The sequence below is a fragment of the Bordetella ansorpii genome, from assembly GCF_900078705.1.
Taxonomy (GTDB): domain Bacteria; phylum Pseudomonadota; class Gammaproteobacteria; order Burkholderiales; family Burkholderiaceae_B; genus Bordetella; species Bordetella ansorpii_A.
The window spans coordinates 346,680-371,880 of sequence record NZ_FKIF01000009.1 but is presented as its reverse complement, the minus strand read 5'-3'; the positions used below and the strand labels follow the sequence as shown (position 1 = coordinate 371,880).

22 protein-coding genes are annotated in these 25,201 nt (G+C 67.6%); 9 read left to right on the top strand and 13 right to left on the bottom strand.

Features of this window, described 5'->3' with window-relative positions; all coding sequences use genetic code 11:
* Positions 1–220 precede the first annotated feature (220 nt).
* A complete protein-coding gene (gene serS / locus A6745_RS24430; protein WP_066133114.1) occupies positions 221–1,561 on the top strand; it encodes a serine--tRNA ligase in 1,341 nt (446 codons plus the stop codon).
* A gap of 219 nt (positions 1,562–1,780) precedes the next feature.
* Positions 1,781–2,029: a hypothetical protein gene (locus A6745_RS28435; protein ID WP_066413000.1), complete on the top strand. Its 249-nt coding sequence runs from the start codon at positions 1,781–1,783 to the stop codon at positions 2,027–2,029.
* 234 nt (positions 2,030–2,263) lie between these two features.
* On the opposite strand, the gene A6745_RS24420 is transcribed toward A6745_RS28435, so the two are convergent.
* A complete protein-coding gene (locus tag A6745_RS24420) occupies positions 2,264–2,584 on the bottom strand; it encodes a virulence factor (RefSeq protein ID WP_066133106.1) in 321 nt (106 codons plus the stop codon).
* 304 nt (positions 2,585–2,888) lie between these two features.
* Between A6745_RS24420 and A6745_RS24415 the strand changes: the two genes are divergently transcribed.
* From A6745_RS24415 to A6745_RS24400, 3 genes are all read left to right on the top strand, one after another.
* A complete protein-coding gene (locus A6745_RS24415; protein WP_066133105.1) occupies positions 2,889–3,086 on the top strand; it encodes a hypothetical protein in 198 nt (65 codons plus the stop codon).
* 799 nt (positions 3,087–3,885) lie between these two features.
* Complete coding sequence (locus tag A6745_RS24405) at positions 3,886–5,484, top strand: EAL domain-containing protein (protein WP_066133099.1); 1,599 nt, start codon at positions 3,886–3,888, stop codon at positions 5,482–5,484.
* Positions 5,485–5,639: 155 nt separating this feature from the next.
* Complete coding sequence (locus A6745_RS24400) at positions 5,640–6,236, top strand: BPSL1445 family SYLF domain-containing lipoprotein (RefSeq protein ID WP_066133096.1); 597 nt, start codon at positions 5,640–5,642, stop codon at positions 6,234–6,236.
* Between the two features lie 19 nt (positions 6,237–6,255).
* Here A6745_RS24400 and A6745_RS28430 read toward each other — a convergent pair whose 3' ends face one another.
* The 3 genes from A6745_RS28430 to A6745_RS24390 all read right to left on the bottom strand — a co-directional run bounded on the left by A6745_RS28430 (position 6,256) and on the right by A6745_RS24390 (position 7,951).
* Complete coding sequence (locus tag A6745_RS28430; protein ID WP_082853267.1) at positions 6,256–6,468, bottom strand: hypothetical protein; 213 nt, start codon at positions 6,466–6,468, stop codon at positions 6,256–6,258.
* Positions 6,469–6,657: 189 nt separating this feature from the next.
* Entirely contained in the window at positions 6,658–7,287 is a 630-nt protein-coding gene (locus A6745_RS24395) for a glutathione S-transferase family protein (protein ID WP_066133093.1), read from the bottom strand.
* Between the two features lie 31 nt (positions 7,288–7,318).
* The gene (locus A6745_RS24390) at positions 7,319–7,951 is read right to left on the bottom strand and encodes a glutathione S-transferase family protein (protein WP_066133088.1); all 633 of its coding nucleotides are present in this window, start codon (positions 7,949–7,951) and stop codon (positions 7,319–7,321) included.
* A gap of 178 nt (positions 7,952–8,129) precedes the next feature.
* Here A6745_RS24390 and A6745_RS29145 point away from each other — a divergent pair, with 178 nt between their 5' ends.
* From A6745_RS29145 to A6745_RS24375, 3 genes are all read left to right on the top strand, one after another.
* Positions 8,130–8,804 (top strand): hypothetical protein, encoded by a 675-nt coding sequence (locus A6745_RS29145; protein WP_197488229.1) that lies wholly within the window; start codon positions 8,130–8,132, stop codon positions 8,802–8,804.
* A 199-nt stretch (positions 8,805–9,003) separates the two neighbouring features.
* Entirely contained in the window at positions 9,004–9,945 is a 942-nt protein-coding gene (locus A6745_RS24380) for a type VI immunity family protein (RefSeq protein ID WP_066133084.1), read from the top strand.
* Between the two features lie 150 nt (positions 9,946–10,095).
* On the top strand, positions 10,096–10,848 hold the full coding sequence (locus tag A6745_RS24375) for a tetratricopeptide repeat protein (protein WP_066133081.1): 753 nt from the start codon (positions 10,096–10,098) through the stop codon (positions 10,846–10,848).
* 17 nt (positions 10,849–10,865) lie between these two features.
* On the opposite strand, the gene A6745_RS24370 is transcribed toward A6745_RS24375, so the two are convergent.
* The 6 genes from A6745_RS24370 to A6745_RS24345 all read right to left on the bottom strand — a co-directional run bounded on the left by A6745_RS24370 (position 10,866) and on the right by A6745_RS24345 (position 17,042).
* Positions 10,866–11,249, bottom strand: a complete 384-nt coding sequence (locus tag A6745_RS24370) for a response regulator transcription factor (protein WP_066133248.1) — start codon at positions 11,247–11,249, stop codon at positions 10,866–10,868.
* A 143-nt stretch (positions 11,250–11,392) separates the two neighbouring features.
* Positions 11,393–11,668, bottom strand: coding sequence for a XapX domain-containing protein (locus A6745_RS24365; RefSeq protein WP_066133080.1), 276 nt, complete (start codon positions 11,666–11,668; stop codon positions 11,393–11,395).
* A 30-nt stretch (positions 11,669–11,698) separates the two neighbouring features.
* Positions 11,699–13,309: an MFS transporter gene (locus tag A6745_RS24360; protein WP_066133079.1), complete on the bottom strand. Its 1,611-nt coding sequence runs from the start codon at positions 13,307–13,309 to the stop codon at positions 11,699–11,701.
* Between the two features lie 43 nt (positions 13,310–13,352).
* Positions 13,353–15,221 carry an amidohydrolase gene (locus A6745_RS24355; RefSeq protein WP_066133074.1) on the bottom strand — a complete coding sequence of 623 codons (1,869 nt, stop codon included), beginning with the start codon at positions 15,219–15,221 and terminating at the stop codon, positions 13,353–13,355.
* Positions 15,222–15,309: 88 nt separating this feature from the next.
* Positions 15,310–16,293, bottom strand: coding sequence for an alpha/beta fold hydrolase (locus A6745_RS24350; protein ID WP_066133073.1), 984 nt, complete (start codon positions 16,291–16,293; stop codon positions 15,310–15,312).
* 50 nt (positions 16,294–16,343) lie between these two features.
* A complete protein-coding gene (locus tag A6745_RS24345) occupies positions 16,344–17,042 on the bottom strand; it encodes a hydrolase (protein ID WP_066133070.1) in 699 nt (232 codons plus the stop codon).
* A 405-nt stretch (positions 17,043–17,447) separates the two neighbouring features.
* On the opposite strand from A6745_RS24345, the gene A6745_RS24340 reads away from it, so the two are divergent.
* On the top strand, positions 17,448–18,104 hold the full coding sequence (locus tag A6745_RS24340) for a response regulator transcription factor (RefSeq protein WP_066133067.1): 657 nt from the start codon (positions 17,448–17,450) through the stop codon (positions 18,102–18,104).
* A gap of 11 nt (positions 18,105–18,115) precedes the next feature.
* Here the strand turns inward: A6745_RS24340 and A6745_RS24335 are convergent, their stop codons facing one another.
* The 3 genes from A6745_RS24335 to A6745_RS24325 form a co-directional block, all read right to left on the bottom strand.
* Complete coding sequence (locus tag A6745_RS24335) at positions 18,116–22,333, bottom strand: trifunctional serine/threonine-protein kinase/ATP-binding protein/sensor histidine kinase (RefSeq protein ID WP_066133063.1); 4,218 nt, start codon at positions 22,331–22,333, stop codon at positions 18,116–18,118.
* 86 nt (positions 22,334–22,419) lie between these two features.
* On the bottom strand, positions 22,420–23,346 hold the full coding sequence (locus A6745_RS24330; RefSeq protein WP_066133060.1) for a LysR family transcriptional regulator: 927 nt from the start codon (positions 23,344–23,346) through the stop codon (positions 22,420–22,422).
* A 147-nt stretch (positions 23,347–23,493) separates the two neighbouring features.
* Complete coding sequence (locus A6745_RS24325; protein WP_066133059.1) at positions 23,494–25,077, bottom strand: winged helix-turn-helix domain-containing tetratricopeptide repeat protein; 1,584 nt, start codon at positions 25,075–25,077, stop codon at positions 23,494–23,496.
* Between the last annotated feature and the right edge of the window lie 124 nt (positions 25,078–25,201).

The following is a 25,201-nucleotide window of genomic DNA, read 5'->3' as shown; positions in this document are numbered from 1 at the left end:
CCGCGCCCGCCCGTCAGGGCAAGCACGTGCCGCGCCAGGCCCCACTGCCGCCCGGACGGTAGAATCCTGTCTGGACCTGACGTCCCGAGGCCGGAACCTGCCGGTTACATCCGCGAAATTCCGGTGGCGACGTCACATGCCGTTCCCGCCATGCAGGCACAATGGCCGGTTCGTGCCTTTCCCTCCGCTTCGGCGGTTCCTTCACCCACAGCCACACACCATGCTAGATCCGATATTGCTGCGCAAAGACCTGCAAACCGTCGTCGACCGCCTGAAAAGCCGCGGCGTCGACTTCGACACGGAACGGTTCAATGACCTGGAGTCCCGTCGCAAGACCGTCCAGACCGAAACCGAGTCCCTGCAGGCGCGCCGCAATGCGCTGGCCAAGCAGATCGGCCAGTTGAAGTCGCGTGGCGAGGACGCCTCGGCCGTGATGGCCGAGTCGCAGTCCATCCCCGAGCGCCTGCGCCAGCTGGAAGAAGACCTGGCCGGCATCCAGCAGCAGCTCAATGACGTACTGATGTCCACGCCCAACCTGCCGCACGAAAGCGTGCCGCAGGGCGCGTCCAGCGACGAGAACGTCGAAGTGCGCCGTTGGCTGCCGGGCGAGGCCGGTCCCGACGGCAACCCGCCGCCGCTGGGCTTCGAGCCGCGCGACCACGTTGCCGTGGGAGAGCCGCTGGGCCTGGACTTCGACATGGCCGCCAAGCTGTCGGGTGCGCGCTTCACCTTCATGCGCGGCCCCATCGCCCGCCTGCACCGCGCCCTGGCGCAGTTCATGCTCGACCTGCAGACGGGCGAGCACGGCTACACCGAGTGCTATACCCCCTACATCGTCAACAGCTCGACGCTGTACGGCACGGGCCAGTTGCCCAAGTTCAAGGACGACATGTTCGCGGTCTCCAAGGGCGGGGACGACGACCGCGTCGACGACCAGGGCAATGCCGTGGCGCGGGAAGACCAGTATCTGATCTCCACCTCGGAAATCACCCTGACGAGCGTGGCGCGCGACACCATCGTGGCTGGCGCCGACCTGCCGATCCGCCTGACCGCCCATACGCCGTGCTTCCGCTCCGAAGCCGGCAGCGGCGGCCGCGACACGCGCGGCATGATCCGCCAGCACCAGTTCGACAAGGTCGAGATGGTGCAGATCGTCGCGCCCGACCAGTCCTACCAGGCGCTGGAAGAGATGACCGGCCACGCGGAACAGGTGCTGCAGCGCCTGGGCCTGCCCTACCGCGTCATGCTGTTGTGCACGGGCGACATGGGCTTCGGCGCCGCCAAGACCTATGACCTGGAAGTCTGGCTGCCCGCCCAGAATACCTGGCGCGAGATTTCTTCGGTGTCCAACTGCGAAGCCTTTCAGGCACGGCGCATGCAGGGCCGTTTCCGTAATGCGCAGAACAAGCCCGAATACGTGCATACGCTCAACGGTTCCGGCCTGGCGGTGGGCCGCGCGCTGGTGGCCGTGCTGGAAAATTACCAGCAGGCCGACGGCAGCGTGGTCGTGCCCGAAGTGCTGCGCCCGTACATGGGCGGCCTGGCGGTGATCAATCCCTGATCGCGCGCTGGCCAGCCATTGCGAGAAGCCCGCATTCTTGCGGGTTTTTTTGCGCATATCGTAGCCATATGGCTGTCTTTTTTTTTCCGTATGCTGACGAAGGTAATGCAGTTGCTATTGATGTGAAGAATTGTGTGGCCGACATAAAAAGGGTCGGTTGTTGCGGCACAATTACGCCCGAGGCGAAACAGCCCTGTCATTTCAATAGAGGAAGCTAAGATGACTTCGCGAACGATTGGCGATTTCCGTGTGCGTTGTACCGTCGTCCAGGAAGAAGACAGGGGCTACGAGGTACGAATCTGTACCCGCCGCATTGGCGGCACCGCACCCGAAAAGCTCTGGCAGGTTCCTGGATTGGCTGCATATGCCAGCCGCGACGAAGCCGAACAGGGCAGCCAAGAGATATTCGAGAAGGTCAATGGTGTGCGTTTCAACGGAGAACCCGAGTTTGCCCATGCGTCCGCATAATGGTTGGTGGCGCGCTTCGAGCGCCCCGCGTCGCTGGATCGACCTGATCCGCGAGACTTCTTCCCAAGCCGGCGACAAGTCGCCGGCACCGCTAGGCGTACAGGCTCAGATGCCTGCGTCCATGCCGCAACCCATGAAGCCGGCATAAGAACGCCGCCCCGAGGGCGGCGTTTTTTTATAGCCCGCTTTGCCAGAAGCCCAGGCCGCATCGCCTGGCCACTGGTTTTTGGCCGGTCAGCGGCGCCAGCCGCGATCATGGTGATGATGATGGCGGTAATAACCGCCGCCACGGCCATAGTAGCGCGGGCCGCCGTAGTACACCGGCGCCGGATAGTAAACGGGAGGCGGCGGAGCCACGTACACCCGCGGGGGCGGCGCGACGTATACCGGACGCGGCGCCACGTAGACGGGCGGGGGCGGTGCGACATATATCGGCGGCCGCGGGTAGACATAGCCCGGCACGCCGATACTGATGCCCACGTCCACTCGGGCCAGCGCTGCGCTGGATAGCAGTACGCCCGCTGCGCCCAAGCCTGCGATCAGCCACTTTTTCATGATGCTCCTGCCTTGCTGCGCGAGACAGCCAAGTTGAAAATATCCCGGTCCATTGTCGAACGGCGCGCCGTGGGGAGGGTGACCGGACCGCGATCAATGGCGACGATCCGCAACATCCGGGCCCCCTACGCTCGGAACCATATTGCGCCTCGCGCGGGGTGCGTGCAAGCTGGATGACAGGGTTTGAAATCGGCTGAAATGGGCCTGATATCGAGCCTCGCCGCTCCCCTCCGGAGGCGCGGTAGCATCTGTTTACGCCTGTGGCGCCGCCGCCGCACAATCACCTGCAGGGAGACTGGCCATCATGACGACCGACTCGCACGACCTGAAGCCTGGGTACTACTGGTACACCATGGAGAATGATCCGCCGGCCATCATTCATATCCACGATGATGGCGGCGCGACCCTCATGGGCACGGATCTGCGCATGGATGCCGATGCCGTCGCCGACATGGTCGCGCAGGGCGAAAAGTTTTTCTGGATCGAGCCGCCGCGTCAATGACGCGCAGTCAGTCGATGGGGATCGGCACTGCCGTCTTGAGTTTTACATTATTTACAACAAAGTAAATATGGTTTCCCGCAGTGCAAAAGCCGGCATTCGCCGGCTTTTGCACTGCGTGCCATTTTGCGCAACTGACGCAAATCCCCCTTCCATCCCTGAACTTCCGCCAACCAGGCACATCCTGTGCTGTCCATGCTAGCGCTTACACAATCGCGCAATCTTTCAACGCTTCCCGGAGAATGATGCAACCAGGTTTTCCCTGCTTATGCTCATCTCATAGGGAGGTTCTCGCAGGGTTATGAATATGTCATTATGGTTAAGATTTCTCGGCAGACCTTTGTGCATTTCACGAGGAGGCTAGCTTGGAGGTGACACGGGATGGACGCGCGGTGACGTATTCGGGTCGGCGCTACGAGTTTCTTACCGTTGATCAGGCGATGGGTTTCGCCAGATTTTTGTCCCAGGACAAGGCCCTGGACCATGCCTGCAAGGTCTGGAAGCCCAAGCGGATCGTCGCCCACGCCCAGTCGCTCAGTGCGCAGGGCCGAGGCGCCGTTGCCAGTCAATAGGCCGCCCCGCCATACCGTCGCCCGGAGACTGCAGCGGTCGCGCAGTCTGACGCCGTGACTTCAGCTGTAAGCAAAAATTCACAAAATGTTCGAATAATTTCATCTTTTGTGAATATCCTGATAAGGTTCGCAGGAATTTATCATTCCTGTGCAAAACTCTCCAGAGCGGCGCCCAGGTTTTGGGATACAGCATGGGCGGTTCGCGAACCTTACGGGCAGAAAGCGTGGGCATGCAGGTCTGGAAGGGCCGGCACGCGTGGTGGTTTGCCGTGCAGGCCATCCTGGTGCTGCTGGCGCCTGCCGTGCTGTGCGCCTTCGCGTCGCTCAGCGAGGCGCGGCGCCTGACTTCCAGCCAGGCCGACATCGCCGCCCGGGTGCTGATGCATCAGGCGCAGACCATGTCGGCCTATGCGTGGCGGGTGGTCGATGAACTGGGGCCGCTGGCGGGGCGCCCGTGTTCCATGGCCGAGCCCACGCTGCAGTACATGGGATCGATCTCCCCGTACCTGCGCTCCCTGCTGTTCGTACGCAACGACACCGTCGAATGCGCGGCCGGCGTCAACAATGGCATGCGGCGACTGTCGATGCTGCTGCCCACGCTGTCCGCATTGCCGCAAGGGCGCTCGATCGCATCGGTGGCCGGTACGGCCTCCAGTGAAAGCCGGCCTGCCGTGGTCTTCGCGCAGAACTGGAACGACGTCACCGTCGTGGCCGTGCTCGACGGCCAGTATCTGATCGATCTGCTCAATACCGTGGCCGATCTGCGTTCGTACCATGTCGAGATGCACTTCGGCACCGGGGTATCCATCCACAGCCAGGGCTATCCCGTGGGCGATCCCGGCCCCATGGCGCAGGTGCGCCGCCTGCAGTCCGACGACTACGCCGTGCAGGTGTCGGTGACCGTGCCGGCCAAGGACGTCTACGCGGCCTGGCGGCGCGTGGCGCTCGAATTCCTGCCCGCGACGCTGGTGCTGGCCGGCGCGCTGGGCTTCATCGCCTGGCGCTTGCGGCTGCGCCAGCTGTCCCCAGTGGAAAGCCTGCGGCGCGCCATGCGCGCGGGCGAGTTCTACCTGTGCTATCAGCCCATCTACGACGTGCGGCAGGGGCAGTGCATGGGCGTGGAAGCGTTGATGCGTTGGCGCACCGCGTCGGGCGAAGATGTCCGGCCCGACGTTTTCATCGCACAGGCCGAGACGCACGGCATGATCGTGCCGCTGACTTTGCACCTGTTCGAACTGATCGAGCGCGATGTGGCGCAGTGGCCGCTGCGCCCGGGTTTCCATGTGGGCGTGAACCTGGCGGCCGAGCACCTGGCCAGCGCGCGGCTGGTGTCGGACGTCTCGCAACTGCGCCGCGTGCTGCAGCAGCGCCATATCGTGCTGGTGCTGGAAATCACCGAGCGCAGCCTGGTGTCGGACGACGACACGGCGCGGCGCAATCTCGAAGCCCTGCGCGCCACCGGGGCGCTGGTGGCCATCGACGACTTCGGCGTGGGCAACTGTTCGCTGTCCTACCTGCATCGCTTTCCCGTGGACTACCTGAAGATCGACCGTGGCTTCGTCAGCGCCATCGAATCGGTCGACGGCGAGGCGCCCGTGCTGGACGCGATCATCGCGCTGGCGGCCCGCCTGGGATTGCAGGTGGTGGCGGAAGGGGTGGAGAACGACGTGCAGTTGCGCTACCTGCAGGCCCGTAACGTCTCGTATATCCAGGGCTACTTGTATGGCAAGCCCATGCCGTGCGGCAACCTGGTCGTCTGGCTGCTGCAACACGGCCATGAGCCGCTTCAGCCCGTGCTTTCCGCGGTGCAGGAGGAGGTTTCGGCCTGATCGCCGGGTCTGGGCGGTGCCGCGCCGCATGACAGGTTTGGTTGCGCTTTCTGGCCTTATGTCAGGCCTCGCTCACGCCAGTAACAAGGGGGCGGAGTAGAGTGGATCGCACCCTATTAACGGAAGTGGGTCGCCCACTCAAAAGGAGAAGCACCATGTTCGGATCTTCCTCTATTCTGCGCCGCAGCGGCCTGGCCGCCGCAACCGTGGCCCTGGCGGGCCTGACCTTCGCGGGCTGCACGACCAATACCCAGAACAATTCGGCCACGCCGGCCCAGCAGCGTTCCGAGATCAATTCGGGCGCGGATGCCACCCTGTCCAAGCTCTACCAGGCCTCGCCGCAGTCGCGTGAACTGGTGCAGCGCGCCAAGGGCGTGCTGGTCTTCCCGGCAGTGATCGGCGGTGGCTTCATCGTGGCCGGCGAATACGGCAAGGGTGTGCTGCGCGTGGGCGGTCAGCCGGTGTCGTACTACACCACCGCTGGCGGCTCGATCGGCTTCCAGGCGGGCGCACAATCGCGCGCCACCGTGCTGTTGTTCATGACCGACGCCGCGCTGAAGAAATTCCGCGAAAGCAACGGTTGGACGGTGGGCGCCGACGCCACGGTGGCCGTGGCCAAGATCGGCGCCAACGGCAGCATCGACAGCAACACTTATCAGCAGTCGGTCGTCGGTTTCGTGATGAACAACGCCGGCCTGATGGCGGGCGTGTCGATCGACGGCAGCAAGATCACCCGCGATACGGGTCTGTAAGGCGCATGGCGGCGGGCGGTCATTCCGCCCGTTTGCCGCACTGGCCCGCCGCGCGCGTCGTGCGGCGGGCCAGTTTTTGCGCGGCCGGCAGGCCATAGCGCAGGCCCTTGGCGGCCACCACGAAGGCGGCCTGGCCCAGGTTGAAGTCCACGCGGGCCATCAGGCCCGTGAAGTCGACCAGCGCGCTGACCAACGCGGGTTGATTAAGATTTTTTTCGATCAAGGCTCTCATGATAGGCTCCGTTCATGGAAAAGTATTCTATGGACGGGGGCCCCTCGTATAAAGGGGGCCTATCGAAAGACACTTGTTCGAAAATGCGAACAATCGGGTGCTGCGGGAATGACTGTTCCAGCCTCTCCGGATAATGAACCGGTGGCGGCCCAGGCGGCCGGGGGGCCTGCCTGACTCGTTGCAACGGTATCAGGTGTCCAGCTTCACGTCGAAACCCCGCTTGACCGCCGGGCGGTCCATCAGCGTGTCGTACCACCGCTGCACGTTCGGGAAGTCGGCCAGGTCGACCTGGTGGCGTTCGTGCCGCCATGCCCACCCCACGATGGCGAAGTCGGCCACCGACAGCGCGCCCGCCACGAACTCCACCTGCGCCAGCCGGCGATCCAGCACACCGTACAGGCGGCGGGTCTCGTCGACATAACGCTTGGCGCCGTAGCGCTTGTCGTCCTCGTTCTGCAAGCCCAGGAAGTGATGCGCCTGGCCCGGCATGGGGCCGAAGCCGCCCATCTGCCACATCAGCCATTCCAGCACGGGAATGCGCTGGGCCAGCGGCGCGGGCAGGAACTTGCCCGTCTTCTCGCCCAGGTACAGCAGGATGGCGCCCGACTCGAACACGCTGACCGGCTTGCCTTGCGGGCCGTCGGGGTCGACGATGGCCGGGATGCGGTTGTTCGGGCTGATGCGCAGGAAGCCGGGTTCGAATTGCTGGCCGTTGCGGATGTCGACCGGATGGACGGAATAGGGCAGGCCCATTTCTTCCAGCGCCACGCTGATCTTGCGGCCGTTGGGGGTGTTCCAGGTATGCAGTTCGATGGTCATGGCCGCGATGGGCTCCTGAAAGAGAAAGGGATCAAGTCAGCGCCGGCGCGATGTGCCGGCGGAAGGCGGGACGCTCCTGCAGCCGTTCGTACCAGGCTTGCAGATGCGGCAGGGCCGGGCGGCGCAGGCTGTCCAGTTCGGCGCCCAGGAAGCGCCGGCAATAGGCGCCCAGCACGATGTCGGCCAGCGTGAAGGCCTGGCCTTCGATGTAGGCGCGGTCTTTCAGGCGCTCGTCCAGCACTTGCCACAGCTTGCCGGTCTCGTCGGCCGCCTTCTGGAGGGCCGCCATGTCGCGCTGTTCGGGCGGGGTGCGCACCATGCCCCAGAACAGCGGCCGTTCGGCGGGCTGCAGCGAGGCCAGCGTCCAGTCCAGCCAGCGTTCCATGCTGGCGCGCGCCCGGGCGCCTTCGGGATACAGGCCGCTCGCTTCGCCATATTGCAGCGCCAGGTAGCGCAGGATGGCGTTCGACTCCCACAGCACGAAGTCGCCATCTTCCAGCGTGGGCACGCGGCCGTTGGGGTTCATGGCCAGGTAGGCGGCCTCGTTGTTGCGGCCGTAGTGCATGCCGGCGTCGATGCGTTCGTACGGCAACCGCAGTTCGTCGCAGCACCACAGCACTTTCTGCACATTGACGGAATTCGCGCGTCCCCAGATCTTCAGCATGGTGTCTCCTCGTTTGTCGGGGCTGTTCCGGGCGGGCCGCCGCAATGCCGCGGCTTTCGGAACGGTCGCGGAAATTCTATGCCTATTCGCGGCGCCGCGCCGGCCGGGCGTCCGCGGCGCGAACCTGCCCCGCGCTCGGCTATCATCGCGGCATATCCAGGCAGATCGCTTCGCATCCATGTCCGCATCACGCCGTACCGTTCTTGCATCCGCCCTCGTCGCCGGGGTTCTCGGCGCCTCGCCCGCCCTGTCCGCCGAGATCGGCGTGACGGGCAGCCTGACCTTCGCCGGCGGCAAGCCGGTGTTCGTGCCGCCCGCCGACTGGCGCCTCGTTTCCCAGTCGGACCAGGACGGCACGCAGTACGCCGAATACCGGTTTCCCTTGCAGTCGGTATCCGGCCAGTTCGCGGTGGCGCGCCTGTCGCTGCGCACGTTGGCGCCTTCGGTCAACTACGCCGACCTGCCGCCCGAAGAGGCCCGCGCGCTGGAGCACGCCAGCGATGAAGCCATCCAGAACACCATGCGCGAGGTCGAGAACATGCCCGGCATGGAGTTCGAAGCCGGCGGCGCGCAGTTGATCTACACGGCCCTGGACAACGGCAAGCGCTATCACTTCGTACAGTTCATCAGTATCAAGGGCGTGACCGAGGAAGGCCGCGAGCAGAAGCCGGCCGTGGCGGTGGGCCTGCGCTGCCGCAGCGCGGTCGATGAGGCGTCCCCCCAACGTGCCGCGGCCGCCGAGGAACTGGAGTCGCGTTGCTACGATCTGCTGGCCGATCTGGGCAGCGTCGAGGGCGGGATCGTCTCGGGGGCGGGCGGCGACGGGGATCCGCAGCCCGCGCCGCCGCAGTAGGGCAGAGAGTTATATCCAAACCTTTTCGAGAGCGCCCGGCGCGCAGGGGGACGCGGGAAGGCTTTGTATGGATTGCTGGCATGTCGAAGGATTCGGTAGGACATTGCCCGTCCGGGGCTTGCACAATCGCGGGGTTTTTCCCTGCGCGGCTGGCGACGGCCGTCTTTCTGCCCACTGCGAGAAGGAAGGATGCAAGGCCATGCCCGATATGCTGCTGTATGACGAATCCCCGTTGGCCGTGCCGGCGTTCCGCATCATCGCGCTATTGGATGGCGAGATCGCGGACGAGGCGAACCGGGATGCGTTGACGCAGGCTTATCGCTTGTTCGAAGACGCCTGGGGCGCCGCCGCCTATATGGCCTCTTTCCATTTCCTCGAACACCGGGGCAAGATCCGCAAGATCACTCCGGGTCTGGCGGCCGATGGCCGGGCATTTTTCGAGCAGTCCGGCACTGCCTATGGAGAGGGGCTGCGCCGCTATGGTTATGCCCTGTCCGAATTCGAGGAGCCTGCCTTGCCCTATTTCGGGGTGGAGCAGCGCAGCGAGATGGCGCTCTTCGAGATCGACCTGCCAGCCGAGCACGCGCATAACGTCGCGTTCGCCGATACCATCACCGACCTGTTGCTGGGCACCAGGCTGATCTGCGGTGTGATGGGCATGGGCTTTTTTCTGCCGCCTTACAACAGCAGCCTGTCGTTCGGCATGGCGCGGGAACTGGAGCGTTATCCGGCCGCCATCCACATATCGCCGTCGATGGTGATGGACGGCGTGCGGCGCGAGGGCTCGATGCACCGCTGGACGCCGGACGAACAGCCGGGCATCGCCGACATCGGCTGGCGCACCCTGATCGGCTGGTCGTTCTTCAGCCGGCTGTCCTCGGCCCTGGCGGCGCTGGAGCGGGAGCCAGGCGTGTCGACCCGTTGCGGCGAGAAGGCCATCGCCGTCACCGCGGGACCCGAGCCCGTGTGGGGCGATGCCAGCAAGCATGAAAGCCTGTCGGCCTACCGCGCCGTGGCGCGCCATCTGGCGCCGATCCGCTTTCCGCGCCATTGCGCGCGGTGCTTCATGTTCGGCGGCAATGCCGCGCATGACGAGCTCCTGGCCCGGCGGCTGGATGCGTATCTGGGGCGGTTCGGCTGACGTATTCCTGACGAGGGCGGTTCAGCCACTCGCGCCGGGCCGTCGCGATTCGGCGCTTGGGCCATGGCCCCGTGCCAGGCCGCATGAACGGTTTTCTGCTTGAGCATAAGCGGCTACCATCGCCGCGTCACGAACTGGAGCATTGTCGGCATGCCATTCATCGGCCTGGGTTTGCATATCGTTCTGGCGCTGCTGTGCGCCATCCATGTGGTGCGCAGCGGGCAGCCGCTGTACTGGCTTTTCATTCTGTTCGCATTTCCCATGCTGGGCAGCATCGTGTACCTGTTCGCCGTCTATCTGCCCAGCAGCCGGCTGGAGCGAGGCGCCTTCAAGGCCGTGTCGGCCGCCTCCCGCGCGCTCGATCCCGGCAAGGCGGTGCGCCTGGCCCGTTCCGATTTCGACGAGACGCCCACCGCGCAGAACCAGATGCGCCTGGCCGCCGCCTTGCTGGACGCGGGCCAGGCCGAAGAGGCCGCCACGCTTTACGAGGGCGCGCTGAAAGGACCGTTCTCCACCGATGCCGACCTGCTCTACGGCGCCGCGCGCTCGTTCGTGGCCTGCCGCCGCTACCAGGATGCCTTGCCGCATCTCGAGGCGCTGAGCACGCAGCATCCCAACTATCGCGCCGAAGGCGTGTTGCTGTTGATGGCGCGCTGCTATGCCGGCGTCAGCCGCGACGCGCAGGCGCGCGCCGCGTTCGAGCAGGCGGTGCAGCGCTTCGGTACCTACGAAACCTATGCGGAATACGCCATCTGGGGGCTGGCCAAGGGTGACGATGCGCTGGTGTCCCGGTTGCAGGCCGAGATCGACCGGATGACCCGCAAGTGGACCTCCGCGAACCGCGAACTGAACAGCGAAGTCATGCGGCGCCTGCGCGCGGCCCAGCAGGAAGCGCGGCGCTAGCGCCTTCGGCAGCGGCGCTACAGGTGGGCGGCGCCGTCGCCCAGCGCGTTCGCGATACAGGCGATCAGCTCGGCACCGGCGAACGGCTTCTGGATGAAGCAGGTGGCTCGCGCCTCGCTGGCGCGCTGCGCGAAGCCTTCCTGCACATAGGCCGTCATGAAGATGACGGGGACCTCCATCCCGCGGCGCCGCAAGGCCGCGCACAGGTCGAAGCCGCTCAGGCCCGGCATGCGGATGTCGGTGACCACGCAATCCGGCGCGGCCGTGTCGATGTCGTCCAGCAGCGCCTGCCCGCGGTCGTACAGCCGCACCTCCAGATCGATCGAACGCAGCAGGCGGCCCAGGGCGGTCCGGACGGAGGCGTCGTCGTCGACGATGGCGATTACAGGGGGGGCACTCACGCGACTGTCCTTGTCGTTGTCTGGCGCGGGGGATACGCCGGCGTGAAAGGCCGCCTCGGCATACCGCTCCAGCATAAGCGCGGGGGCCCGGCGGCGGAACCCATACCTAAGTATGGCGCCGCGCAGGCCGGGCGCAAAGCCGCTCAGGTCTTCTGCGAAGGCTGCGTGTCCTGCGCGTGCGGCTCGGGCGCATGGTTCACGCCCGTGATGTGCGGCACGCATTCCTGCTTGAACCACGACACCGACACGGGCTCACCGGACAGCAGGCGCCGCGCCGGCGGCACGACCTGCTCGCCGATCAGCATGCCCAAGAGGCCGATCAGCGCCACGACGGGGGGCGCGGGGGAACGGACCTGCAGCAGCGCGTAGATGATGCCGACCAGGATGCCGGCGGCCAGGGAAACGATATAGAGCTTCATGGATCGGATTCCGGAGTGTGAAGGAGAGGATCAGTGCAGCGGGGGTAACTTCATGCCCAGCAGGTGCTGGACTTGCGGCGGCGTATCGCCCTGGTGGAAACGCAGCAGTTCGCGTTGCAGGTCCGCGTCCGCGTTGTGGACGCGGCGGTGCTGGCGCATGTGCTCGGCCCAGGATTCCACCATGAACCACTCCACCAGCCGCTGGGGATCGGCGGAGTCTTCCATCACGCCCCAGTTGAAGGCGCCGTCGCGCAGGCGCTCCTCGGACAGGCGGCGCACCGCGCGCAGGAATTCCTGGCGGTCTTCCTGCTTCACGCGGTACTCGATCTGGATCAGCACCGGGCTGCGGTCGTGCTCGACCACCGCGGCCACCTGCGGATCGGGCCAGGGCTGGGCCGGCTGCAGGTCTTCCTCGCCGCGCGGCAGCGCCACGCGGTGCACCAGCAGCGAGGTGGCCACCAGCACGCCCGCCGACACCAGCAGGCCGTGGGCCACGCCCATCTCCTGCGCCACGGCGCCCCACAGCAGGCTGCCGCCGGCCAGGGCGCCGTTGAACACCATCTGGTAGACGGACAACGCCCGGCCACGCACCCAGTCGGGCAGGATGGCCTGCGCCGTGCTGCCCAGCGTGGTCAGCGCCGTGATCCAGGCCATGCCCAGCAGCACCAGGAAGGGGGCCGCCAGCCACAGGGGCGGGGAGCGGCTGAGCACGGCCATCGCCGCGGCCGTGGCGATGGCCGCGGCCAGGATCAGGCGGTCGGCGTTCAGCACGCCTTGCAGCTTCGGCAGCGCCAGCGCGCCCAGGATGGCGCCCGCGCCCACCATGCCCAGCAGCATGCCGTACAGGCCGGCGTCGCCGTGCAGCAGTTGCTTGGCCACCAGCGGCAGCAGGGCCCAGACGGCGCTGCCCGATACGAAGTACACGCCCGCGCGCACCAGCACCACGTGCAGCTTGCTGTGCGCCCGCGTATAGCGCAGGCCGGCCCGCAAGGCGCTGAAGAAGTGCTCGCGCAGGGGATCGCTGGCGCGCGGCACGCGCCGCCACCAGACCAGCGCGCCGATCACGATGAGGTAGCTGATGAAATCCATCGCATAAGTCGCCGCCGCGCCGAAGCTGGCCAGCAGCAGGCCACCGGCTGCCGGGCCGATGGCGCGCGAGATGTTCACGCCCAGCGAGTTCAGCGCCACGGCGCCGCGCAGCTCGCGCAGCGGCACCAGCTCGGGCACGATGGACTGCCAGGTCGGACCCATCAGCGCGGCGCCGATGCCGCCCAGTGCCGCCATGCCGATCAGGATCTCGATCGTCAGCGCGTCGTGCCAGGCCAGCAGCATCAGCGTGCCGCTGACCAGCCCCAGGCCGAACTGGATCACGATCAGCAGTTTGCGGCGGTCCAGGATGTCCGACAGTACGCCGGCGGGAATGGCCAGCAGGAAGACGGGCAGCGTGGCCGCGGCCTGGATCGCCGCCACGGCCGCGGGCGAACTCGACAGTTCGGTGGCGAGCCAGGCATTGGCCACGTCGCGCATGAAGCCGCCGATGTTGCCCAGGATGGTGGCCACCCACAGTACGGCGAAGGTGACGTGCCCCAGCGCGGCGAACGGCTTGGGCGCCGCCGCCGGCGGGGAGGAGGTCGTGCTCATTGTTCGGGGTCTCCGCAGGAAAGGAAGGTCCGCGTCGCGGCAGTCAGAAGGCCCAGCACGAGCAGCCCAGCGAGCCCCAGAAGCTGCCGGCCTCCGAGGTCGGCACCGGGGCGCCCCAGGCGCCGGCGTGCGCATGGCCGTGCACGCCGCACGAACTGGCGCAGGCGCACAGCGGGGCCATCTTGCGACGCTCGGTCAGCGTGGCGCGCGCCTGGTAGCCGCCGACGTGGCGCACGGGCGACCAGTCGGGCATCGCCGCCGGCAGTTCGGGCGCCAGGCCGCGGAAGTCGCCGTCGCCGTGCACCACCTTGCCGCCCAGCACGGTCAGCACCGACGTGATGTCCTGGATGTCGTCGCCGGGCACCGAAAAGTAGTCGGCCGACAGCACGGCCAGGTCGGCCAGCTGGCCGGCCTCGATGCGGCCCTTCTTGCCGGTTTCCGACGAGAACCAGGTATTGGCTTCCGTCCACAGGCGCAGCGCGCTCTCGCGGTCCAGCACGTTGGCCTGCGGGTACAACTGCATGCCGCCCACCGTCTTGCCGGTGGTCAGCCAGTACAGCGATACCCAGGGGTTGTACGACGCCACGCGCGTGGCGTCGGTGCCCGCGCCGACTTTCACGCCGCGCTCCAGCATGCGGCGGATGGGCGGGGTGGCTTGCGCGGCGCGCGAACCGTAGCGTTCCACGAAGTACTCGCCCTGGTAGGCCATGCGATGCTGCACGGCGATGCCGCCGCCCAGCGCGGCGATGCGGTCGATGTTGCGGTCCGAGATGGTCTCGGCGTGGTCGAAGAACCAGTTCAGGCCCTCGAACGGCACGTCGCGGGCCACCTTCTCGTACACGTCCAGCGCGCGCGAGATGGTTTCGTCATAAGTGGCGTGCAGGCGCCATGGCCAGCGTTTCTCGGCCAGCAGGCGGATCACGGGCTCCAGGTCGGCTTCCATCGAGGGCGCCATGTCGGGCCGCTCGACGCGGAAATCCTCGAAGTCGGCGGCCGTGTACACCAGCATTTCGCCGGCGCCGTTGTGGCGGTACATGTCATCGCCCTGGCCCGGCCGCACCTTGGTGCTCCAGTTCTGGAAGTCGGCCAGTTCTTCCTTGGGCTTCTGCGTGAACAGGTTGTAGGCCAGGCGCACCGTCAGGTGGCCTTCGCGGTGCAGTTCCTCGATGATCTGGTAGTCATCGGGATAGTTCTGGTAGCCGCCGCCCGCGTCGATCACGCCGGTCACGCCCAGGCGGTTCACTTCGCGCATGAAGTGGCGCGTGGAATTCTTCTGGTATTCGGCGGGCAGCTTGGGACCCTTGGACAGCGTGGCGTACAGGATGGTGGCGTTGGGCTTGGCCACCAGCATGCCGGTGGGATCGCCCTGCGCGTCGCGCACGATCTCGCCGCCGGGGGGATTGGGCGTGTCCTTGGTGTAGCCCACCACGCGCAGCGCGGCCGCGTTCAGCAGGGCGCGGTCGTACAGGTGCAGGATGAAAACGGGCGTATCGGGCGCCACCGCGTTGATCTCTTCCAGCGTGGGCAGGCGCTTCTCGGCGAACTGGTGCTCGGTGAAGCCGCCGACGATGCGCACCCATTGCGGGGCGGGCGTGCGGTCCACCTGCTCCTTGAGCATGCGCATGGCGTCTGCCAGCGAACGCACGCCGTCCCAGCGCAGCTCCATGTTGTAGTTCAGCCCGCCGCGGATGATGTGCATGTGGCTGTCGATCAGGCCCGGGATGGCGCGCCGGCCCCGCAGGTCGATGACGCGCGTGGCGGGGCCCGCCAGCTTCATGATGTCGTCGCGGTCGCCCACGGCGCTGAAGCGGCCTTCCAGGATGGCGACGGCGCTGGCTTCGGGGCGGCTGCGGTCCAGGGTGGTGAACTTGCCGTTGAAGAGGATGAGATCGGGGGTGGAGGGGGCGTTCATGGCGTGGCTCTCGATACGGGGCCACGCCGGAGCGCGCGGCCGAAATGAAAAAAGGCGCGCGCCATTGCGGCGCGCGCCTTCGGGCGCATCAGCGCTTCAGGAAGGCCAGCAGGTCGGCGTTGACCTGGTCGGCGTTCACCACGCACATGCCGTGCGAGGCGCCCTTGTAGACCTTCAGCGTGGCGTTCTTCACCAGCTTGGCGGACAGTTCGGCCGAATCGGCGATCGGCACGATCTGGTCGTCGTCGCCGTGCAGGATCAGCGTGGGCACGTCGATCTTCTTCAGGTCGGCCGTGTAGTCGACTTCAGAGAATTCGCGGATGCAGAGGTACTGGCCCAGGATGCCGCCGGTCATGCCCTGCGCCCAGAAGGCGTCGATGGTGGCCTGCTCTTTCTTGGCGTCCGGGCGGTTGAAGCCGAAGAAGGGCACGGCCAGTTCCTGGTAGAACTTCGAGCGGTTCTCGGCCACACCCTTGCGGATGCCGTCGAACACGTCCATCGGCAGGCCGCCGGGGTTGGCGGCGGTCTTCAGCATGAGCGGAGGCACCGCGCCGATCAGCACGGCGCCGGCGACACGTTTGGTGCCGTGGCGGCCGATGTAGTGCGCGACCTCGCCGCCGCCCGTGGAGTGGCCGACCAGCGTGGCGTCCTCCAGGTCCAGGGCTTCGATCACGGCGGCCAGGTCATCGGCGTACGTGTCCATGTCGTTGCCGTGCGCGGGCTGGTCCGAACGGCCGTGGCCGCGCCGGTCATGGGCGATGACGCGAAAGCCGTTCTGCACCAGGAACAGCAACTGCGAATCCCAGGCGTCCGAATTCAGCGGCCAGCCATGCGAGAACACCACCGGGCGACCGCGGCCCCAGTCCTTGTAGAAGATCCGGGTGCCGTCCTTGGCCGTGACGTAGGCGTTGCCGTGGCCGCCTTGGGCGGATCCGGCTTCGTGCTTCTGGGAGGCCTGGGCGGCCGTGCCGGCGATGGCCGTGGCGGCGACGGCGCCGACCGAGGTGGCGCTGGCGACGAACAGCTTGCGGCGCGAGGGGCTCGAAGTCTGGGTGACGGGTTCGATATGCATGGTGGGTGTCTTCGCTTCGTGAGGGTTGAGGTTGCCGTCCCGCGCGCCGCTTAACGCTCGATGACGGGGGCGTGCACCGGCGCCAGGACTTCGTGCTCCGTGGCGGTGCGCTGCTTGGCCTTGTGGACCATCGTGTAGGCGTAGTCCACGCCCATGCCATAGGCGCCCGAGTGTTCCTTGGCGATGGCCATGACGGCGTCGTACGAATCGCGGCGGGCCCAGTCGCGCTGCCATTCCAGCAGCACCTGCTGCCACGTCACCGGCACGACGCCGGCCTGCACCATGCGCTGCATGGCGTAGTCGTGGGCGTCCTTGGTGGTGCCGCCCGATGCGTCGGCAACCATGTAGATTTCGTACTCGCCTTCCAGCATGGCGCACAGGGCGAAGGTGGTGTTGCACACTTCGGTCCACAGGCCGGCCACGACCACCTTCTTGCGGCCGTTGGCGGCCAGGGCGTCGCGCACTTTCTGGTCGTCCCACGAATTCATCGAGGTGCGCTCCAGCACCTTGTGCTGCGGGAACACGTCCAGCAGTTCCGGGTAGGTGTAGCCCGAGAACGACTCCGTTTCGACCGAGGTGATGACGGTCGGCACGTTGAAGACGCGGGCGGCCTTGGCCAGGCCCACGACGTTGTTCTTCAGCGTCTGGCGGTCCAGCGATTGCACGCCGAAAGCCATTTGCGGCTGATGGTCGATGATGATCAGTTGGCTGTTATGCGGGGTCAGCACTTCGAGCTTGGGATTGGACATGACGCAGATTCCTGAAAGGATGTTGGCAAGCGCCGGGCAGGGATGGGCCGGCGCGTTGGAGTCGTCGACGCGCCTTGGCGACTCGACTGGCGCAAGACTAAAGAGGCGTCCCGCCCGCGGCCATTGTTCGTTGGTATTACCTGGGCGGTGCGCCGCGCCGGCCGATGCCGCGGGTTCGTGGCGGACCCGGCGGGCGGGTGGGGCGCCATGGAGGAAACGCGGGGACCCGGCGTAGGGGAAGGAAGCCCGCGGACTCATCCGAAAGTATGAGTAACCAAGGGTTCACGCAGGGTATTCCCCGCGGGCCGCTTATATAATCGCCCCCGAATACTCAGACGGAGCGGTCCGGCGCTTCGTCACGGGTGCCGATTCGACAGAACTCCTATACAAGGCGGAAAGACCATCGTGACGTCCGCGACACTGCAAACCCTGGAAACGCCCCCCCATGACGACGCCGTCGTGCTGGTCGTGGACGACGATCAGGCGCTGCGGCAGGCGCTGGGCAGCCTGTTCCGCTCGGTCGGCATGGCCGTGCGGCTATATGGCTCGGCGGCCGACCTGCTGGCCGATGGCCTGCCCGATTCGCCGTGCTGCCTGGTGCTGGACGTGCGGCTGCGCGGCCCCAGCGGCCTCGATCTGCAGGCCAGGCTGGCGCAGCAGGGCGTGCAGGTGCCCATCATCTTCATGACAGGGTTCGGCGACATCGCCATGACCGTCACGGCCATGAAAGCCGGCGCCGAAGACTTCATCACCAAGCCGTTCCGCGACCAGGACCTGCTGGACGCGGTGTCCGCCGCGCTGGACAAATCGCGCGCGCGGCGCGACGATTCGCGCCGGTTGGACGAACTGCGCGCCTGCTACCAGAGCCTGACGGCGCGCGAGGCCGAGGTCATGGGCCTGGCCGTGCGCGGCCTCTTGAACAAGCAGATCGCGGGCGAGATCGGCATCAGCGAAGTCACCGTCAAGATCCATCGCGGCCAGGCCATGCGCAAGATGAAGGCGCGCACCTTCGCCGACCTGGTGATGATGGCCCAGCAGTTGGGCGTGCGCGCGGCGGGTTGAGCCCGCCCCGCTCAATCCTCGGCAAGCACCGGCAGCCGGAACCAGAAGGCGCTGCCGCCGCCGGCGCGGGCGCGCACCTCCAGCGTGCCGCCGTGCGCCGCGATGATCGACCGGCAGATCGCCAGCCCCATCCCCATGCCGTGCGGCTTGGTCGTGTAGAACGCATCGAATATCTGCGGCAGGGCTTCGGCGGCGATGCCGGGGCCGCGGTCCTTCACGCTGATCTCGACGCGGTCGTCGCGCAGTACCGACGCCACCTCCAGCTCGCGGCGCACCGGCGCCGTGTCGTTCATCGCGTCCAGGGCATTGGTGATCAGGTTCAGCAGGACCTGCTGCAGCTGGATGCGGTCGGCTCCTATCGTGGCCACGCCGGCCCGCAGCGGCGCATGCAGCCGCACGCCGCGCGCATCGATGTCCCAGCGGATCATGTCCAGCACTTCGCGCAGCATGTCGTCCGGACGCAGCGGCGCCAGCACGGCCGGCGCCTGCTTGGCCAGGGCGCGCAGCGCGCGGATGATGTCCGCCGCGCGCAGGGCATTCTGCTTCACGTGCCGCATGTCCTGCAACGCTTCGGCCAGATCGGGCACGGGGCGGTTGAGCCAGCGCACGCTGGCATCGACCGAGGCCACGATGGCCGTCAGCGGCTGGTTGACCTCGTGCGCGATCGACGCGGCCAGGCTGCCCATGACCGTCAGGTTAGAGGTGCGCGCCAGGTCGGCGCGGGCGCGGCGCAGGTCCAGTTCGGCGCGCGAGCGGCGGTCGTTCTCGGCCAGCAGCTGTTCGTAGAGCTGCGCGGTCTGCAGCATGATGGCCAACTGCGGCGCCAGCACTTCCAGCGCGGCGCTGCGGGCCTCGTCGAACACGCCGGCCGCGGCATTGTTCTCGAGGTAGAAGACGCCGATCAGTTCTGCGCCGCGCAACAGCGGCAGGCATAGCACCGATCGCAGCAGGCGTGGCACGTCGGTGACGTCCTGCAGCGAGGGCGCCTGCACGGTGGCGTCATTCAAGACCAGCATCTGGCGGGTGCGCAGCACGCTGCGCAGTACCGACAGGGGCAGCGCGTGCTCGGTCGGCGCGCCGCCGCCCAGATGCACCGAGACCGCGTCGCCCAGCACGCGGGCCGATGCCTCGATCATGGGTCCCTGGGGCCGGATCAGCAGCAGCAGTCCATACTGCGCGCCGGCATGGGTGACGATGTTGCTCATCAGCGCCTGCACCAGGCGCTCCATGACGACCTCGCCCGACAGCGCCTGCGTGGCCTTCAGGCCGTTTTCCCAATCGGCGGCCCGGCCGCGCGTGGCGTCGGCCAGCAACTCAGGCTGGATCCGCGCCAGCAGGGCGACCTTGCGTGCCGCGCCCCAGTGGCGGTAGTGCAGCACCGCCGCATGCAGGTGCTGCCCGCCCGCCGTGCGCAGTCCGTGCTGGTTGCACAGCTGCGCGGCGAACTCGTGCGCCAGCGCCTGGTCTTGCGGAAAGCCCGCCACCTTGCCGGCCTGCGCCGCCTGTTCGTAAAGCGCCAGCGCGGCCAGCGGTTCGCCGCGCAGCCGCGCCAGTTCCGCGTCCAGCAGCAGCAGCTTGCTGCGGAAGGTCAGGGGATTGATGTCGGCCCAGCGCTCGAACGGCGCGCGGCAGGCCGCCACGGCCTGCAGGCGCCCGGCCGGTTCGCCAGCGGTGCGAGCCAGCGCCAGGCCCAGGAACAGCTTGCAGTCGGCTCCATTGATATGGGCCGGCGCCATGCCGGCCAGGCCGTGGGCAATCTGCAGGCTGTCCAGCGCCTCGTTCCATTCGCCCAGGTAGGCGCGGCTCATGCCGTCGTACAGGGCCATCCAGAAACGGGTCAGCTGCGAGCCGCTGTCGCGCAGGCGCCGGGCCAGCGGCGCGACGGGCTCACCGGCCGCCTCGCCGCGCAGGCGCCGCACGAACTCCTGCTGCCCGCGCAGGATGTCTTCCACGTCGCGGTATCGCACCCGGCGCGCCAACGCCAGGCCATGCTCGATTTCCTCGTCCACCAGCCGCAGTTGCTCGCCCATCGCCAGCAGGTCGCACACGATGTGAATGCCCGCGTAGCAGGCCATGCCGACGTCGCCCGAGGCCCGGCCCTGCCGAACGGCGCGCCGCGCATGTTCCAGCGCGAACCACAGCGGCTGGTTCCAGGGGCTGACCTGGTCCACCGCCACCAGCGCGCCGATGCGCTCGGTCTCGTAGCCGCGGCGCTCGATCATGTCCAGGGCCGCCCGGCCATAGGCCAGTCCGTCCTCGTACTCGCCGTACAGGCCGGCGGCGAATACGCCGAACCACGCCAGGCCATAGGGGGATTCGGGCGTGGCGCCTTCTTCCAGCGTCAGTTCGACCATTTTGGCCAGGTGCAGGAAGCTCAGGCCATCGCTGACGAACCGCGAGGCGAACAGCGTGGACAACAGGCCCATCGCCGCCTGGATCCGGCGGTCGCCGGTGGCGGGCACCTGCGCAAGCTCGGCGATGCTCCGTGAACCGCGCGCGCGCTTCACGGCCTCGTAGGCGTGGCGCAGATCGTCCGGGCCGGCGCCACGGGGCAAATGGATGTCGAGCGTGGCCAGGCCCGCCAGCGCGGTGGCGATGGCGCTTTCGTAGTCGGACTGCACCGTCTGCACCGCCGCCTTCAGGCGATAGGCCGCCGCCCGGTCGAGTACCGGCAGTGGACGCGCCAGCAGGCTGTCGATCTCGCGTTCGGCGCGGGCCATGTCGGGTTGCGCCATCAGGCATTCGCAGTTGAGCAGGCTGGCCTCGTAGGCCAGGCGCTCGTGCTCTTTCCACCAATGGGATTGCATCAGGGCCAGGGCGGCCTCCGCGTGGCGGGCCGCCTGCGGCAGCGCCGCCGCGTTCTTGGCGCGCCGTGCCGCCGCCACCAGCGCCTGGGCGAAGGCCACACGCTGGGCCCCTTTGGGATCGTGGCCGCTGGATTGCTCGATCTGGTTGCAGATGTCGAACGCGTGCTCCGCCAGTCGGTCGCCGTACAGCGAGATCAACACGCTGGCGATGTGGGCGTGGCGCGCGGGCCGCGATTCCGGCGGCACCATCGCGTAGGCGGCTTCCAGCACGCGGTCGTGCAGGAAGGCATAGCCGGCTTGCGCGTGCACCAGCAGCCCGGCGCGCACCAGGGGCGCCAGGCCGGCATCGACGTCCGCGTCGCTGCATCGGGCGATGCGGGCCAGCAGGCGCGTGCAGGCGTGCTGGCCCACGCAGGCCAGGTGGCCCATCAGGGTGGTTCCGGCCTGCGGCAGGCGCGCGAAGCGTTGCGCCATCAGGCGGGTCACACTGTCGGGGTAGTTTTCCGCCAGCGCCGGCTCATCCCAGGTCCAGCCGTCATCGCCCGGGCGCAGTACCCCGTCTTCCAGCAGCGTGGCCAGCAACTGGCGCGCGAAGAAGGGATTGCCGCCCGTCACGCCCTGCAGGGCCTGGGCCAGCGGAGCGATCTGTGCCGGCGTGGCCTGCAACTGGGCAGCCACCATGCTGCGCAGCGACGCCTCGTCCAACGGCCCCAGCGAGACCCGTGTGATCGGCAGCGCATGCGTGCGGTGGGCATGGTCCAGCCATCCCAGGCAGGATTGCGGATCGATGTCGTCGCGGTAGGCCGCCAGCAGCAGCACGTGGCGCGGGGCGCGCGCAATGAAGGCCCGCACGAAGGCCAGCGTGGAGCCGTCGGCCCATTGCAGGTCGTCCAGCAGCATCACCAGGGGCGCATCCGCGCTGGCGAAGACCCCCAGCGTGGCGAGCACGGCGTCCTGCGCGCGCTGCTGGGCCTGCTGCGCGGGCGTCTGAGGCAGCGGGGCGGCCGCTCCCAGCACCTGCAGCGCTTCCGGCACGATCTCGGCCAGGGCGCGGCCCCGGCCGTCCAGCGCGGCCAGCCAGGCCTGCCGCAGCGCCTCGCGCCGGGCCTTGGGCTGGATCAGCGCATGCCGCACCAGGTTGCGCAGCGCCTGCGCCAGGGAGGCATAGGGAATCTCGCGCTGTTGCAGGTCGCTCTTGCCCGCCACGTAGCGGGCATCGCCGTTGGCCCGCGCCAGCGCGTCGACCAGGGCCGACTTGCCCGAGCCGCCCGGTCCGCAGATCAGCACCAGCTCGGCGTCGCCCTGTGTCCGCACCCGCCGCAGCGCCTCGCCCAGCTGGCGCAACGCGCCTTCGCGGCCGTACAGCGCCGATGGCGCCACGGGCTCGGAAGACAGGTACTCCAACGGCAGGGGCAACATCATGGAAGGGCGGCGGAAGAAGCTTGCGGCGCGATGCCACGCATTGAAGCATGGCGGGCCGGGCTTGGCGAGATCGGGAAAGGGATGCCTCAGCGCGGTGCGCGGGGCATCACGGGCGCATGCCGCGCCATCAGCTCGATGATCCAGTCTATGAACACCCTCAGCTTGGCGCTGACGTGGCGGTTGGGCGGAAACGCCACGTACATCGGTATCGGGTCCATTTCCCAATCCTCGAACAGGGGCGCCAGTTCGCCGCGCGCCAAGGGCGCCTTCGCCATGTAATCGGGCAGCCACAGCACGCCCAGTCCCGCCAGGCCCGCCTCCAGGTAGGCATTGCCGTCGTCCACCGCCAGGACGTAGCGGCCATGCAGGCGCAGGTCCTCGCCGCCGCGCCGCATGGCATAGGGCAGGGCCGTGCCCAGGCGTGCCCACAGGAATCCCACCACGCGATGATGCGAGTCTTCCAGCTCCAGGGGATGGACGGGCGTGCCGGCACGTTCCAGGTAGCCGGGAGCGGCATAGACGCCCAGCCGCAGGTCGCCCACGTGCCGCGCCATCAGCGACTGGTCTGTCAGCTCGCCGCCGCGCACCACGCAGTCCACGCTCTCGCCCAGCAGGTCCACCATGCGGTCGCTGACGCCCATGTCGAACTGGATGTCGGGATAGCGCGCGTGAAAGGCCGGCAGCGCCGGCACGATGATCGTGCGCGCCAGCGGGCTGGGCACGTCCACGCGCAGCCGGCCGCGCGGCGCGGCCGACGCGCTGGACAGGCTGGTCTCGGCATCGTCCATGTCGGCCAGCAGCCGCACCACGCGCTCGTAGTACGCCGCGCCGTCGGCCGTCAGGTTGACGCGGCGCGTGGTGCGGTTCAGCAGCTTCACGCGCAGCCGGGCCTCCAGTTGCTGCACCAACTGCGTGACCGTGGTCTTGCTCATGTGCAGCGTGTCCGCCGCCTTGGTGAAGCTGCCGGCTTCCACCACGCGGGCAAACGCCTGCATCGCGTCGAATCGGTCCATGCCGGCCTCCTGTCATTCGTGATTATTTGGATTCTACAAACAGTGCGGCACGGGCTTGCTCGTTCATCCGGCAGGCGGGGGGCTGGGCGCGGCCGACAGCACGCTCGACGACGTGGCCGAGGCCATCGTCTTCATCGTCGACCCGGCCTATTGCGGCAGGCCGGCCTTGCGCAGGCCGTCGCTCAATAGCGCCATGTCCACCGGCTTGCGGATGGGCAGCAAGTCCCGCAGATTCGATAATCGAAGCGCGGGATCCAGTTCTCGCAGCCTCTTCAGCGCGCTTGCCGCGGCTTCCGGCCGGTCCGCCAATGCCTGGCTGGCCGCAAGGATCGCGGCCACCATCAGGAAGCTGGGCAATTCGCGCAGCGATTTCTCCGCCCAGGCCACCGACTCGCCATAACGGCCCTGGAACAGGTGCGCCATGGCCAGACCGGCCTGCATGCGATAGAGCTCCATATCGAGCGGGCTGAGCCGCATCGCATGCGTGAAATGCGCGATGGCGGTATCCGTCTGGCCATGCCAGAGCCGCAGGTAGGCGCCCAGGAACCAGGCCGGCGCCAGATTGGGGTTCAGCGCCAGCGCGCGGTCCACCAGCGCGATACCGCCCTCCAGGTCGCCGCCCAAGTGGGCCAGGACGGGTCCGCAGCGGGTCAATGCCACGGCATCGTTCCTGTCCAGTTCCACGGCGCGGCCCGCCAGTTGCAGGCCCTTCACCATTTCGTGCGGACGATCCGTCATCCAGCCGTTGAGCTTGCGCCAGCAGTGGCACCACGCCGCCATGGCATATGCCGACGAGAATGCCGGGTCCGAGGCAATGGCCTGCTCGAACAGCGGCAGGGCGTGATCGATGGCTGGGCGCGTGCCTTGATGCAGCCAGGCCATGCCGCGCAGATAGCAGTCGTAGGCATTCAGGCTGCCGGTGGGCTTGTGCCGGGCGCGCTCGATCTCGGCGCGTTCCAGTTGCGGCGCGATGGCCCCCACGACATCGCGCGTGATCTGATCCTGCAGTTCGAAGATGTCTTCCAGCACTCCCTCGAAGCGGCCGGCCCAGTGCAGCGCGCCGGTGGTGGCATCGATGAGCTGGCCGGTGATGCGCACCCGGTTGCCAGCCTTGCGCCAACTGCCTTCCAGCACATACCGCACGCCCAGTTCGCGGCCGACCTGCTTCACGTCCACCGCGCGGGCCTTGTACGTGAAGCTGGAGTTGCGGGCCACCACGAACAGCCAGCGGTACTGCGACAACGCCGCGATCACGTCTTCCACCACGCCGTCCGCCAGGTACTCCTGCTCGGGATCGCCGCTGAGATTGACGAAGGGCAGCACGGCGATGGACGGTCTGGCGGGCAGGGGGGCCGGCGATTCCGCCGGCGTGGCGGCGTGCGCCTCGGCCGTCGCCAAGGCGGGCGTGGGTTCAGGGGCGGCCTGTTCGCGTACCTGCGCCACGAAGCGGAACCCTTTGCGCGCCACGGTGCGGATCACCGCCTGCTGTTGCCCGCTGTCGCCCACGGCGCGGCGCGCGGCATTGATATGGCTGGCCAGCGTGGATTCGGACACGATGCGGCCGGCCCAGACCGCGGCGATCAGGTCGTCGCGGCTGACCACGCGCTCGCGGTTCCGCGCCAGATAGACCAGCAGGTCGAAGACCTGAGGCGGGGTCGCGACCGCTTGCGAGGCGCGGGACAGTTCTCGCCGGTCCAGGTCGATCTCGCAGTCGGCAAACGCCAGCAGCATTCTGGATGTCCTTTGTTCTTCTGCTTGCCGGTGACCCGGCCAGGGCGGGGCCAGCACCCCGGATGACGCGCTCGATAGTAAGCCAGCCTGGCCCGCGCCTGAAGCGATTTCCAAGGGAAAACCA

Bases quoted from the DNA above. Each gene is read 5' to 3' on its own strand.
- serS (WP_066133114.1), top strand. From the start codon at position 221: ATGCTAGATCCGATATTGCTGCGCAAAGACCTGCAAACCGTCGTCGAC.
- A6745_RS24375 (WP_066133081.1), top strand. From the start codon at position 10,096: ATGCCATTCATCGGCCTGGGTTTGCATATCGTTCTGGCGCTGCTGTGC.
- A6745_RS24360 (WP_066133079.1), bottom strand. From the start codon at position 13,309: ATGAGCACGACCTCCTCCCCGCCGGCGGCGGCGCCCAAGCCGTTCGCC.
- A6745_RS24325 (WP_066133059.1), bottom strand. From the start codon at position 25,077: ATGCTGCTGGCGTTTGCCGACTGCGAGATCGACCTGGACCGGCGAGAA.
- A6745_RS28430 (WP_082853267.1), bottom strand. From the start codon at position 6,468: ATGAGAGCCTTGATCGAAAAAAATCTTAATCAACCCGCGTTGGTCAGC.
- A6745_RS24380 (WP_066133084.1), top strand. From the start codon at position 9,004: ATGCCCGATATGCTGCTGTATGACGAATCCCCGTTGGCCGTGCCGGCG.
- A6745_RS24415 (WP_066133105.1), top strand. From the start codon at position 2,889: ATGACGACCGACTCGCACGACCTGAAGCCTGGGTACTACTGGTACACC.
- A6745_RS24355 (WP_066133074.1), bottom strand. From the start codon at position 15,221: ATGAACGCCCCCTCCACCCCCGATCTCATCCTCTTCAACGGCAAGTTC.
- A6745_RS24350 (WP_066133073.1), bottom strand. From the start codon at position 16,293: ATGCATATCGAACCCGTCACCCAGACTTCGAGCCCCTCGCGCCGCAAG.
- A6745_RS29145 (WP_197488229.1), top strand. From the start codon at position 8,130: ATGTCCGCATCACGCCGTACCGTTCTTGCATCCGCCCTCGTCGCCGGG.
- A6745_RS24390 (WP_066133088.1), bottom strand. From the start codon at position 7,951: ATGCTGAAGATCTGGGGACGCGCGAATTCCGTCAATGTGCAGAAAGTG.
- A6745_RS24400 (WP_066133096.1), top strand. From the start codon at position 5,640: ATGTTCGGATCTTCCTCTATTCTGCGCCGCAGCGGCCTGGCCGCCGCA.
- A6745_RS24335 (WP_066133063.1), bottom strand. From the start codon at position 22,333: ATGATGTTGCCCCTGCCGTTGGAGTACCTGTCTTCCGAGCCCGTGGCG.
- A6745_RS24405 (WP_066133099.1), top strand. From the start codon at position 3,886: ATGCAGGTCTGGAAGGGCCGGCACGCGTGGTGGTTTGCCGTGCAGGCC.
- A6745_RS24330 (WP_066133060.1), bottom strand. From the start codon at position 23,346: ATGGACCGATTCGACGCGATGCAGGCGTTTGCCCGCGTGGTGGAAGCC.
- A6745_RS24345 (WP_066133070.1), bottom strand. From the start codon at position 17,042: ATGTCCAATCCCAAGCTCGAAGTGCTGACCCCGCATAACAGCCAACTG.
- A6745_RS24395 (WP_066133093.1), bottom strand. From the start codon at position 7,287: ATGACCATCGAACTGCATACCTGGAACACCCCCAACGGCCGCAAGATC.
- A6745_RS24420 (WP_066133106.1), bottom strand. From the start codon at position 2,584: ATGAAAAAGTGGCTGATCGCAGGCTTGGGCGCAGCGGGCGTACTGCTA.
- A6745_RS28435 (WP_066413000.1), top strand. From the start codon at position 1,781: ATGACTTCGCGAACGATTGGCGATTTCCGTGTGCGTTGTACCGTCGTC.
- A6745_RS24365 (WP_066133080.1), bottom strand. From the start codon at position 11,668: ATGAAGCTCTATATCGTTTCCCTGGCCGCCGGCATCCTGGTCGGCATC.